Origin of the sequence: Microcystis sp. LE19-84.1B (assembly GCF_027531875.1) — a bacterium.
Taxonomy (GTDB): Bacteria; Cyanobacteriota; Cyanobacteriia; order Cyanobacteriales; family Microcystaceae; genus Microcystis; species Microcystis panniformis.
This window is the reverse complement of the sequence record NZ_JAPZSR010000262.1, coordinates 1-12,772: the sequence shown is the minus strand read 5'-3', so window position 1 is coordinate 12,772 and position 12,772 is coordinate 1. Positions and strand designations below refer to the sequence as shown.

The window sequence follows — 12,772 nt, the reverse complement described above, 5'->3', positions numbered from 1 at the left end:
TTCTTAGAACTCCCTTTTTTTCTATCATTTGTTATTGAAAATCGTTGATTAACATCCAAAAACACTTGATTGGAAAATCATTAAGGTTATTACCTTGAAATTCTACAGATTGATTTCTAACCCAAGCATTTGCTACTGTGCGGAAGCGTGTGTCTTTATATTGATTAACTTTCTCGGCTTCTTGACTAGGATTTTTCCGAGGATCCGATAAGTCTGAGGCTGTTATATAAAGACATTTACTATAAACAACAAACATAAAATTAAATCCTATATGTCCATGAGATAACCATCTTGAGGTTTCAATGTCACATTGATTGGTCATATTCAAATAGACTTCAAATTTATTAAATAGCTTTTGAATCCGAAGTTGATCTAGTTTGAGTTTTTTATTCAGTATCTTACCCCATTCTTCTAAATCAATTTTCAGAGATGTGGAGGTGATATCTATACACTGCCAATTTACTGATGTAGCAATAGGCTTAACTAACTCTTCTGATAAACCTGCTAAACTCAAAGCACAAGCTATTCTGAGAGTATGCTCAAATTTAGATTTAAAAATTTCAAATGCTTCTTGATAAAAACTACTGACTAAATAATCGTTGAATGCCTTTTTCAACGTTGATATTTCAAAAAAATAGTTTTCAATTGAATGACCTCTACTCCAAATTAATCTCTTGTTAATTTTATGAGTTTTAATATGATCTTTTAAATCATTGCTCCATTCAAATTCTCTAAATTCTCGATCAACAAAGCCCAAAACTCTATTGTTAACATCTGGCGGCTCTTGGGCAACTAAATCACAGATTTTTTCTATCTTAGCTCTATTTCCTAATTCTCCTTGTATTCGCTCCGCAGTATCAATAATAATTTTTTTCAATAAATATAATTTTTCCGATGAAATCTGAGCTTCATTTTGTTTTAAAAGATTACAAATAATAGTAAAAAAATCCTCATCATTGGCTCCTTCTAGCAATAAAAACCTATCATTTGACATAATTATTTCAGTAACGTATTCTTCAGGAGTTAACTGTAATCCATTCATAAAGTCGATAATTATCTAAATTTTTAAAAGGGAATGTCAATGTCTTCCAAATCATCATCTAGTATATAGATTTGATCTTCACTTCCAAGGGTATCGGTATTTATATTAGCGTTTGCCGTTGGTTGTAGTTCAAGTTTTATCATTCTCTCTCGATATTTGGATGCAATTACAGCAGAATGAGTACAAATAATGAGTTGTTTCTCATCAAGTTGTTTAACCATTTCTGGTAATAATTTACGTTGCCAATCAATGTGAAGTGAAATTTCAGGTTCATCAATTAAGACAACCCTACCACCTGTCATGTGACTGGCGGCATAAATTAAACCTACGACTTGTCTTTCTCCAGAAGACAAAATTTGCAGACTATGAATATCTTCTTCATCACCAATTTTAACACCTAATTTTCCTCTGCTTTGAGGTGAGTTTGTAGAACCTATTTTTAATTGCTTTCTCTCTAAAAATCCATTGACTGATTCAAGATATCTTTCAATACTAGAATAAGCTTTTATTTGTGCATCTAGTCTTTGTTGAAGAGAACTTTTATACACGGATAAAACTCTACTAGCAATAGTTTTGTATTCTGGATATGATTCAAAGGCTCTCAACTGTTCTATTAATTTGTTATAAACATCATCTGATTGATCACGATTAACTTGAAAAGGTGAATTTTGCAATTTTTCCGAAAGTTCTATTATTTCTGTAATAACTTCGTCTGGCTCTTTTGTATTATCGTCTGTCTCAAATGATTGAGAAATAGCTTGAGAAAATTGAAGAAAAGCTTGTGAAAGCAAATTTCTATCAAGACTAGCAATTTTTAATTGAGCTTCTGTTAATTCTGAATTAATATGTTCTTCTATTTCTATCGGTGAAGGATACTCAAGTCTAGGGACAAATTTGCCAAATAGAATCCGAGCTAATTCGGTTGATCTGGCGGAACTTCTGAGAACTTTGCTAAAATTAGGTGATCTTCGGGCAAAATGTCTAATTTCATTTTCATCTAAGGTAGCCCATGCCTCAATCATTGTTCTAAAAGCAGGGAAATAAGTTGCTTTTAAGTCAATATCTTGCTTCTTCTTAGAAGATGATGGATAATAACGTGCAGGCAATAAAATTTCGCTATTTTCTTTTTGCTTTTCTTCTTCTAATAATTCTGCAAAACGGTAAAAATCGGCTTTTTGATTATTAACAAAGACTGTTGTTACTGTTTGTCGAGGTTCTTGAGGAGAATTCTGCTGTTCTATCAATATTTCCGTATCATCATCTAATGTAATGGTTAATTTTTGAAATTTTAAATAGCCAAAACGTCTAAAATCTTCGTTGACGGCATTAGCAAGAATATGCAATACAGTGGTTTTGCCTGTGCCATTACTTCCATGAATAATATTAACTCCATCTTGAAAATCAAGATTAATATCAAATCTTCCATGTATTCCAATCGCTTCTAAACGCTTAATAAATCGAGACATACCTTTAATCTCATATAACAGTCTCAAACGAAAATTATAATCTAATATGAAACTTTTCTCAAGTTTTTTCCTAAGCTGATCCGAACGGGTAATAATAACTAACACTGAGAGAGCTTATTTTAGTGCGATCATCGACCTTGACCTTGGTAAATTCGGTTCTTCGGTTTGTGTTATGCAATAGACGGGGGGTATAAGGTATGTAACCCTTATAGAGAAAGACATTTGGAGATTTTTATCAATTGTTTTTGCTCTAGAGCGAACTAATCAATTAAGTCTCTTGCCAGATAAGGATTTAGTCGATTTATGCCCCCCTATCGAACCATAACAAGTAACGAAGAACCCTAATTATTAACTGTTGAGGGGGGTTCTTAGACCTCCCTTTTTTGGCTCTCCCAGGTTTGGTGGGTAAAATGTATTCTAAGATACATTCCTCCTAGCGAGGGGGTGGAACGAACCACAAAGACACAAAGGACACAAAGATCGATCGATCATATTGTAAGTTAAACTTATCACACAGAACCTAGAAGAGCCCCTTTTTTTTGATAGAAAACGGGTTTCTTGAAGAAACCCGTTTTCTGCGCGTAAAGATCGCTTAAATCTTGGCCCGATTCTACCAACGCTGCCAAAACGTATAAAGCTGATAAGGAGGTGCAAAATCAGTTCATAAGATTTTTCGTACAACCCACGCTTTATCTTGGAGGTGCTACACTGGGTCTAGCTGGGCTAGGTTGTGCCGTAGCTGGAATGAAGAATCTGATAAAACCCTAATCCCCTTACTTTAGATGTTTTTAAATACCTTAATTTAAAAGTATGTTAACATCCCTGACTCTTGGGAATTTCAAAAGCTATCAGGAGGCAACCTTATCTCTAGCACCCATCACTTTTTTAATCGGTGCTAATGCGTCAGGGAAAAGTAATGCACTAGAAGCAATTCGCTTACTTTCGTGGTTAGCGAAAGGCAGCAGGTTAGATGACATTGGCGACAAAATCTAACTCTTTGCTAAAGGGTTTCTGACAATTAACGTACTTAAATTGACGACGATTAACTTGTAGGTACACTGGTTAGCCTGAGAGCGGTAAATCTTTGACTAAATGTCGATGATTTTGGTGTAGTTTATCGCTATCTAACCCACAACGAGGACAGGTTGCTTTTTTATTTTTTGATTCAATTCGTCAAAATATACCGATATTTTCTAGGTGTCGATAGCCTTGAATAGAGGTTCCTTTTAGGTTCAAAAATTTGTCAACTATCATAGGTAAAATAATATTGTTTTTGGCTGTTATATCAAATCTTAACTCTATTGTCTATCTTTTGGTATTAACCTATTTGTGCCTTAAGTCCTTTCCTGTATGAATTTTAGCTACTTTTGAGCGTAGTTGCTCTCATCGAATTTTATTATAAGTTAATTATTTGCATAACAATTCCCGAAGAGCCCGATCGGCCGATATTTGGTAAGTTAGAAGTGATGAACTGACTGCCGATCGAACCTATGCCCCGTACTCATCTATTAGATACCCGAACCAGCAATTTTAGCGATCTCATCGGCAATGGCAAAATCTACCGAGTTCCCCCTTTTCAAAGAGATTATTCGTGGAAGGAAGAAAATTGGGAAGATCTCTGGCAGGATATTCAAACGCTCTATGAAAACCCCGATTCTAGTCATTACATGGGAGCGATCGTTTTACAGGGTTCCCAGCGATCGGATACGGATTTTACAATTATTGACGGACAACAACGATTGGTAACGATTAGTATTCTCGCTATAGCGATTATCGAAAAAATTCAAACGTTAATCGATCGGGGGGAAGAAGCGGAAGCGAATAGAGAACGACAACGGCTTCTCAAAAGCGGTTATTTGAGTAATAAAGATCTGGGTTCTTTAAAAGAATCTAGTAAATTAATTTTGAATGAAAATAATAATGATTTTTATCAAAGTCGTCTCATTAACTTTAGACCTCCTCGCAATCCTCGATCGCTCGCAAAATCCAACCAACTCCTATGGAAAGCTTTTCAATACTTTTCGGATTCATTGCAACAGCTTACAAGCGTAGTTAACAGTGGAAAAGAACTGGCAATTTTTTTAACGGATACCGTTGCCAAAAGACTCTTATTTATTCAGATTAATGTTGAAGATGAATTGAATGCGTATACGGTTTTCGAGACCCTAAACGCTAGAGGGATAGAGCTAAGTTCAACCGATCTATTAAAAAATTATTTGTTTTCTCTTTTCCGAGGGGCGGATGATTTGCGAGAAGGACAACGACAGTGGAGAGGAATTATTGATACCGTTACAATGGAAAAATTCCCCGAGTTCCTACGTTACTATCTCAGCCTCACGCGGACGAGAGTAAGACGGGAACGTTTATTTAAAAGGGTTCGAGAGTCTATACAAAACGCTGAAAGCGCGTTTAAATTACTCGAACAACTCGAAGAATATAGTGGTCTTTTTATCGCTCTTAATAATCCCAATGATGAATTCTGGCAAGATACTCCAGATAATATCCCTTATATTCGAGAAATTGAACTATTTGGCGTAAAACAAGCCTATCCAGTTTTATTCTCGGCATACAATAAATTTTCAAGCGAGAACTTCACCCGCCTACTAAAATTGGTTTGTATAATTTCGTTTCGATACACGATTGTCAGTAGTCTTAACCCGAATGAGCTAGAAGGGATTTATAATAAGATAGCAATCGCCATAAATAATGGCGAAATGACGACTCCGAGGCAAGTTTTCGAGGGCTTGCGATCGGTTTATGTCACGGATACTAAGTTCCTGCAGGATTTTTCGATTCTTTCGATTTCTACCAGAGGTCAAAAGAAAAAACTGGTTCGATATATTCTCTGGAAATTAGAAATGGACGAATCGGGTCGATCTAATATAGCGGAAGATGGATTCTCGATCGAGCATATTCTACCAGAATCGCCGAGCGATCGATGGCGCGTTCACTTTCTCGATAACGAGATCGAGGAAATGACCTATCGGATCGGTAACTTGATTCCTTTAGAAGCTAATTTGAATCGTCAAATCGGCAATCAATACTATACAGATAAACAAGAGATTTACCAACAAAGCGATTATGCTCTAGCGAGAAATATAGTACCAGAGGAATGGACACCGGACACGATCGCTAAACGTCAAGAAAGTTTAGCCCGACGAGCGGTTCATATTTGGAAATCCGACTTTGTTTGAGAGCGGGTTAAAAAATGTTCTCGATTCGCTTTTACTTGGGAATAGATTTCTAGGATAATTTTCACGAGGAAGCGATCGATCTGTCAGGATTTCGAGCGATCGGTGAACCGATTACAATCTAACTGATTACAATCTAAATGTAAAGTTCGCATTTTATAAACTGGTTAACAATGTTTAATAATCCTATTGGGTTAGCGGTTTAAATATTTTCTCTGTTCTAAACATTCTACAACGGACAAACCTAGTTCAATCATGGCTTCAAAAGCCGCTCTCTCATATTTTTCATATTCAGCCAGATCGGCGATTATCTCTTTTTGCCCATGTGCTATATTATTTCTTCTCCCTACTAAAGTTTTTAATAAAATTTGATTGCTATCGGCGATTAAACAGGCTAATCCTGCATCTGTAGAGTTAGCCTTGAGTAAGTTAGGCCATAAATTACTTTCCGTCTCTAGATGAATTTTAAATTCAACCTCCTCGTTTAGGAATTCAGGCAAGTTTTTGGTAAAAAAATCCCAAATACTTTTGGAAGATAAATCCCCACCTAGTTCTTTGAACTTTTTTCTGAGTGACAATTTGATAATTTCTTCACAACATTCATGACGTTTGACTTTTTCTTGTTCGATAGTGTCAAGATATAAATCCCACGCGAACTTACAAAATCCTTCATAGTGAGCGTAGAGTAGAACGACCAACGATCGTAAAAGTGCCTTGTATCTTACGGATTCTTTATTGGTGGTCGAGAGCAAAATCTTGATCGAGGCGAGTTCCCCTTCTCGCCAGCCAAGATTTTCTTCAATCTGGTTAGCCCAATCATTCATTTTTCAAGTAATTCCAGTAATCCATTTTGAATATTTTTAATTCGATTAGAAAGCTTTGTTTTCGTATTGGCTCCTGGGCCGATATTCTTCTTGAAATCTTCAGATTGTAATATCTGTATAATTTTGTCCTTAACTAAAGCATCTTCGATATTTTGAACCTGTTCTAACATTTGAAACACTCCGATTGTCACTGCTTCATAGTAAGCGGGGGCTAAAGCGCCAATGGGTGATCGATCCCTGTACCGCACAAAAGAACCATTTCCAAGAATGCGATTTAAATAGTCAAAAATATGATTAAAATCTCGCTCTTCAACCTCGTAATCAAAATTAATTTTATTGAGTAAAATCTGTTCCATATAGCTATCTAACCAATCTCGTACACTTCCATGAAACAAATCTTGCGCGTTCTTAGCGGCAAAAAATCTGAGAACGAGTTCTTCATCTCCTTTTTGCTCTTTCTCCTCTTGAGAAAGAGTTTCCGTACAGTTTATAAAGCTTGAATAAGAAGATTTTTCTTGGAGAAATGAATAAAACTGTATTCCCTGTTCTCCCACCATTCTAGAGGAGCAATTACGGATTTCTTGAGGGGACAAAATAGAGCCTCCCGTGTTGAGTCGCTTGAACATCTCGTACCGTAAAAATGGTTTGCTCTGTCTTTTAATAATTACGGTTCGTACCGAGGATCTTTTAATTCTCAATTTTAGCCTGAGAGATAAATTCTCGAACGTTTTTCCATTAAGCTCTGGAATTTGATCGCAACCTTCCAATTGCAAAGGCTCTAATTTTTTTTCCTCTACGTCGGTAAAATCTAATTTTTCAGCATCGATAAACTGGATGACAGAGCTTACACGTTGCAGACCATCAATTAACTCTAAAACTCCGTCAGGGTTCTCGATCGTAAAGATTTGCGGGATCGGTAGCTCTAATAAAATCGATTCAATCAGTCGAGATTTTTGTTGGTTAGACCATCTAAACAACCTTTGATAATCTGGCTGGATAATTAATTCTTTCTGAGAGTACAAATTTATAATTTCACCGAAACTGAGATCGATAGAATCGGTGCGAACCTCGCCGATTTTTTTATCTATCTGTTCGTCTATATGTTCGTCTATCAATTGCATAGCATTATTCCTAGCTCAATAATATTTTGATTTCCTAATGAATCTGATTATTGAAGGTACTTAGCCCGTCCGTGATCGAATAAACATCACCACATAAATATCGATCGATCTACTGGTTCCACATTTCGAGCAGGAATAGGAAACGAGCGATCGAACCGATGATCAAAAAGATACATCTCTAGAAGCTGATTCCGAATTTTCCATCGAGATTTTAGGCTCTTCTCGGCTTTGTGTGATAATTTTTGCTTATGGAATCGTGAAATGCTTACTGGACAAGACTTTTAAGACTATTTTGCGGATATTCTATCAGTATAGACCTCGTTTCCACACAGAAACCAGAAGAGCCGATTTTAAGATACCGCAAGTAAATTCTAGCATGAATTCTCCGATAGGGATGGATCGCAAATACTCGCTTTATTTTGTCATAGTTCGTAATTTTTTATCGATTCACTCCGAACCCCCGACTTCCCACCCCCGATCGCCGATCGCCGTGTAATTGCCCAGATAGCACGCTATACTAGACCTCTGACACTGGCTTATCATAGTTCAGAATGCAACCCACCGACTCGAATAAATTTACCGAACAAGCTGGGGATTCGATCGTCAAGTCGCAAGAAGTGGCGCGACGCTTTAAAAATCAGAATTTAGAAGTAGAACACGTCATTATGTAAAGAGTCAATTTTTCCCTCAATCCTCGTCAGTTAGAACTTAGGTTAGGTTGAAGTATGACTGAACTTCCCCAGTATAAATATACTAGCTATAGCTAAAAGTCTTACAGAGCCTGAGTTAAAGCAATATAATACTAACGGACTACTGAACACAAACTCCTGAAGTTCTTACGCAGATAGGGTTTGAGGCAAAAATTTTCCAATTTGACCTTTCGACCATTATAGCTTGTTTCGGGGCTGAAAACCAGCAAAAACATGGCTACAGAGGGAATTGCTTACTCTAGAGATTAATGACACCATCTGTCACCATAAGGTTAGCGATCACTATACAGCCAACTCCACAGAATCGCTCTACTCTAGATACAGTCAACGGTACAGCCATTTTCAAAGGAAAAATGTACCCAGTAGCGTCTTTTCAATTTTTTCTGAGAAGCGACCTGCAGTAAGGGTAAGGGTTCCGCCCTAATGCCAATAAACAGCGACCTTATCTCCCCAAGCCTAGATTATACTGTTCGGATATGCCCTGCCCTACAGTTTGAGTTTTCAAGGTTATGGGTGCTAGTTTTCGGTACTCGTTAGAGTATATAAACTGCGCTGAATTTAAACTGCGTATTGGAGCTTTTAGTACAAATGCTCAAACTGCACCAGTCAAGATTTAATGGGTGAAAAGTATGTTAACATCGCTGACTCTTCGGAATTTCAAAAGCTATCAGGAGGCAACCTTGTCTCTAGCACCCATCACCTTTTTAATTGGTGCTAATGCGTCAGGGAAAAGTAATGCACTAGAAGCAATTCGCTTACTTTCGTGGTTAGCGAAAGGCAGCAGGTTAGATGACATTGAACGCAACATTCAAAGCGGTAATGCAATTGCCCGTGGACAAGCGATCGATCTTTTCGGTGCAGAAAAACAGTATTTTACCTTGGGAACACACATTGATAACGCTCCCGATGGTTGGACTGATTTCGAGATTGAAATTGGGCTATTATCAGACCAACTTATTATAAGCGGAGAAAGTGTCAGTAAAGCTAGTAAAGATCAGGAATTAACACTTTACAAAATTGATGGCGATCCTAACCCGCACACCGATGAAATTAGGGTGATGTATAACAATTTTAATAAAGGTGGTAAAAAGCCCCACATACCTTGCTCTAACCGACAAGCTATTTTTTATCAATTGGAAACTCCCAGTCGGTTCCAGCAAAGTCATACTAAATCACAAAAAATTATTCCAGCAGTTACTAAAGTAATTCGAGAAACCTTGAGGAATATCGTCTTTCTTGATCCTCGTCCAGCAGTAATGCGGGATTATGCTTACGCTAAAGATGATGATATTAAAGAAGATGGCTCTAACCTTTCTAGTGTTCTTTACGCAGTTTGTCAGCAGGGAGAGACTCAAAAAAACAAGTTGCTTGACTTCATTCGTTCATTACCAGAACAGGATATTACCGATATTCGCTTTATCATTACAGACCGCAACGATGTTATGGTGAGACTAATAGAGTCTTTTGGGAAAAAAGAACATCAGATAGATGCTCCTTTGTTGTCTGATGGTACTCTGAGAGTTTTAGCGATTGCTGCAACTCTACTAAGTGTAAATCCTGGAACTTTCGTAATTATTGAAGAGATCGATAATGGTGTTCATCCCAGTCGTGCAGATAATTTAGTTAAGCAAATTCGGGAGATTGCCTTAGAAAGAAAACTGAGGGTACTGATCACCTCCCATAACCCGGCGTTACTAGATGCAGTACCCGATAGTGATATTGGAAATGTACTTTGTTGTTACCGAGATCCGCAAGCAGGAGATAGTCGTATTGTCCGATTAGCTGATTTAGAGCGTTTCCCCGAATTAATTGTGCAGGGAACTCTTGGTCAGTTGATGACTAAACAAGTATTAGATAAGTTCTTAAAGGATAAGTCCACAGCAGAACAACGTCAACAAAACGCGCTAAGTTGGTTAGAGCAATTAAAACAGGGAGAAGTAGCCTGATGGGAGCTATTTGCCTAATCGATACTTCGATCTTTTTAGAGATACTTAATGTCCCCCACAAAGCGAGTCAATCTGAGTTAATATTTCAAGAGTTAAAAGAGAAAATTGAAGCTAGAGAATCTCTTTTTTTGCCAATGGCGACTATTCTGGAAACTGGCAATCATATTGCCAAGTCCAAAAAGGTAGATGGCAATCAGCGACGTATTTGTGCAGAAAAATTTGTCAATCGGGTAACACAAGCTCTTGAAGGAGAATCTCCCTTCACCCCTATTAATTTTCTAAAGCAAGAAGACCTGCAAGGATGGTTAAAAGAGTTTCCTGATCAAGCGATGCAAGGTAGGGGACTGGGAGACCTTTCTATCATTCATGATTGGCAAAGAATTTGTGATCAAAATCCAGGCCGCCGCGTCTATATATGGTCTTTGGACAAACACCTTAAAGGTTACAATCGGCCACCGAAGTTATGAGTAATTGACTACGGATTTACTTCTAATAGTCGATTTGTATTTTAAAAGGTAGAGATTTAATTATTGGAATTCCTCCTTGACAAAAGACTATAACCCGTGCTGTATCTGAATGTGCCGTTACTGGGTACAAATTAAGGAAACCCCGAATAAATCTAACGCCTTTTGTTGCCGAGGAGAATTACAATTAGGGAATTTTCGCCTAAACTTCCCCCACTTGTTTATTAAGAAATATTATAATAAACATGGGTACATTCAGAAAAGTTAATGGGCGTATCCATTGATGGATAAGGGTTTTTGGTTATTGTGGTATATATGTATGGGAAAGTTCAGGTATAAGTAGAGATTAGCGAAGCTTAATCCACCGAAAAACCCTATCCACTAAATTGCGACAATTCGCCAGGATAACCATTAAGCGGTGCGTTAACGATAGCTTAACACCCTCTACGACTGTCAACCTAACTTCTAATTAGGTTGCTTAGGTTTTTCAAGTTGCTCTTTAACTAATTCTAAGGGAAGTTTTAATACTCTAGCAATTTGTTCCACGGTTAAGCCTTCTTTTATCAATTCTGTAGCGATTTCGAGTTTATATTCTTCAGCAAGATTAGGTTTTTGTAACTGATTTTCTGGTAGTTGATTACAGATATTACCTTCACTAATTTGGATTCCAAATACATTATTTTTAGCGACATTATAATAATATCTTCGCAGACTAGACCTAAGATTAGCTTTATTAACTTCTTCTCCTAAAATTTCCGATAAGGTTTTCCATAATTTACCAGCTACATCCTTGACATATTTCTCGGAACGATGATGATTCTTAGCGATTTCTGTGTATTTTTGGTGATTAATCACACCTTCTAGAATTTCAGACTGAACATCATCTAAATTCTCTCCTGTATAGGAAAAGATGAGATTATCAACAGTTGTAATTAAAGAGTGAATATCAAAATTGTTCATGGAATTGGTTTAACTATGGGATTAAGTCATAATTGCTTGACATTATAGCACAGAATGTAAATTTAGGTACTTTATACGACTTTATATTACTTTTTAGTGCTTGAAAGTTAATCTTTAATGTCATAAGCTCTTAGAAACCTTAGCTTAAGCAAAAATAATGAAAATGAACAGAGTTAAAAGTTCTCTATTGAAATCGGGTTTATGTGTTTTCAGTTTTTCCATATCACTTCTTTGTCAAAAAACTCCTGTACTGTCTGCTACAGTATCAAGTTCTAGTTCAACACTTCAATCTGTAGGTATTGTAAATGACTTTGATAAGATTTCTGTAATATTAGATGGTATTTTAAAACTTTGGGGTATTGTTGCACCTGTTGGAAGACCTTTACAGCCAGAAGATTTTACAACAATTAAATCAGCCAGGTTGTTGATTGCGTGTGTCAATGGAATCTGTGATAAGGATGAATCTCAAAGTAATAGTCTAGTAAGCATTAATAAACGAACAGTAGAAAAAACAGGACAAGTTAGTTCAATAGCATCAATTAGTGGTGCTTTAACCCAAACTAGCATTGGAAAGAATCCGGCTTGTGTCGGAGATATGTTTGTTGATGGTCTCAGTCCCATTAAGTGTGAAAAAAATGTTAAGGCCGTTGGTAAACCTGGAGAGGTATTTGTAAAAAATGTAACCGCATCTGCCTTTGGTCTTGTTTATGATGGCAGGGGTGGAAGACTGCTTATGGACGGAGCAGAATCCATGGACGAAGTTTATAGATCTAGAGAAATCCCCGAACCCACCTCAACCCTAAGTCTCCTTTCCCTGGGAATACTTGGTGCAGGTGCAACCATAAAACGGAAAGTAAAACGCTCTCATTCCCTCGAAAAAGAACCCAGTAACGTCGGTTAAATTGCCTTTTTATATAACTCATTCCCCCTTAATTGAATAAGTTGAGGGGGATTTTTATAGATTAATTTTCGGCTTCATTTTCTAAAATTTCCTGTAATTGTGAACGCAATGGAGTTAGATTATTTTCAATCGTCCGCCAAGCAATTG

General features: G+C 37.0%; 10 protein-coding genes and 2 pseudogenes. 6 read left to right on the top strand and 6 right to left on the bottom strand.

Annotated features, from left to right (window positions below):
• Nucleotides 1-31: 31 nt before the first annotated feature.
• On the bottom strand, nt 32-1,042 hold the full coding sequence (locus tag O9324_RS15260) for a DUF4435 domain-containing protein (RefSeq protein ID WP_288140622.1): 1,011 nt from the start codon (nt 1,040-1,042) through the stop codon (nt 32-34).
• Nucleotides 1,043-1,065: 23 nt separating this feature from the next.
• A complete protein-coding gene (locus O9324_RS15255) occupies nt 1,066-2,508 on the bottom strand; it encodes an AAA family ATPase (RefSeq protein WP_288140621.1) in 1,443 nt (480 codons plus the stop codon).
• A gap of 810 nt (nt 2,509-3,318) precedes the next feature.
• Here O9324_RS15255 and O9324_RS15250 point away from each other — a divergent pair.
• A complete protein-coding gene (locus O9324_RS15250) occupies nt 3,319-3,501 on the top strand; it encodes an AAA family ATPase (RefSeq protein ID WP_287628886.1) in 183 nt (60 codons plus the stop codon).
• Here the strand turns inward: O9324_RS15250 and O9324_RS15245 are convergent.
• A pseudogene (locus O9324_RS15245) lies at nt 3,487-3,762 on the bottom strand (transposase family protein); the annotation flags it as partial. The gene O9324_RS15250 and the pseudogene O9324_RS15245 overlap by 15 nt on opposite strands.
• 236 nt (nt 3,763-3,998) lie before the next feature.
• On the opposite strand from O9324_RS15245, the gene O9324_RS15240 reads away from it, so the two are divergent.
• Nucleotides 3,999-5,702, top strand: a complete 1,704-nt coding sequence (locus O9324_RS15240; RefSeq protein ID WP_287628887.1) for a DUF262 domain-containing protein — start codon at nt 3,999-4,001, stop codon at nt 5,700-5,702.
• Nucleotides 5,703-5,893: 191 nt separating this feature from the next.
• Here O9324_RS15240 and O9324_RS15235 read toward each other — a convergent pair whose 3' ends face one another.
• Both O9324_RS15235 and O9324_RS15230 read right to left on the bottom strand, forming a co-directional pair.
• On the bottom strand, nt 5,894-6,523 hold the full coding sequence (locus O9324_RS15235; protein WP_288140620.1) for an MAE_28990/MAE_18760 family HEPN-like nuclease: 630 nt from the start codon (nt 6,521-6,523) through the stop codon (nt 5,894-5,896).
• On the bottom strand, nt 6,520-7,644 hold the full coding sequence (locus O9324_RS15230) for a DUF262 domain-containing protein (RefSeq protein WP_288140619.1): 1,125 nt from the start codon (nt 7,642-7,644) through the stop codon (nt 6,520-6,522). Before O9324_RS15230 ends, O9324_RS15235 begins: the two co-directional genes overlap by 4 nt.
• Nucleotides 7,645-8,195: 551 nt before the next feature.
• On the opposite strand from O9324_RS15230, the pseudogene O9324_RS27520 reads away from it, so the two are divergent.
• The 3 genes and pseudogenes from O9324_RS27520 to O9324_RS15220 form a co-directional block, all read left to right on the top strand.
• Nucleotides 8,196-8,312, top strand: a pseudogene (locus tag O9324_RS27520) (Clp protease N-terminal domain-containing protein); the annotation flags it as partial.
• 671 nt (nt 8,313-8,983) lie between these two features.
• Complete coding sequence (locus tag O9324_RS15225) at nt 8,984-10,300, top strand: AAA family ATPase (RefSeq protein WP_288140618.1); 1,317 nt, start codon at nt 8,984-8,986, stop codon at nt 10,298-10,300.
• Entirely contained in the window at nt 10,300-10,767 is a 468-nt protein-coding gene (locus tag O9324_RS15220) for a hypothetical protein (RefSeq protein ID WP_288140617.1), read from the top strand. The genes O9324_RS15225 and O9324_RS15220 overlap by 1 nt, the downstream gene beginning before the upstream one ends.
• A 462-nt stretch (nt 10,768-11,229) precedes the next feature.
• On the opposite strand, the gene O9324_RS15215 is transcribed toward O9324_RS15220, so the two are convergent.
• The gene (locus tag O9324_RS15215; RefSeq protein WP_288140616.1) at nt 11,230-11,724 is read right to left on the bottom strand and encodes a helix-turn-helix domain-containing protein; all 495 of its coding nucleotides are present in this window, start codon (nt 11,722-11,724) and stop codon (nt 11,230-11,232) included.
• A 157-nt stretch (nt 11,725-11,881) separates the two neighbouring features.
• Here O9324_RS15215 and O9324_RS15210 point away from each other — a divergent pair, with 157 nt between their 5' ends.
• Entirely contained in the window at nt 11,882-12,625 is a 744-nt protein-coding gene (locus tag O9324_RS15210) for a PEP-CTERM sorting domain-containing protein (RefSeq protein WP_288140615.1), read from the top strand.
• Nucleotides 12,626-12,772: the final 147 nt, after the last annotated feature.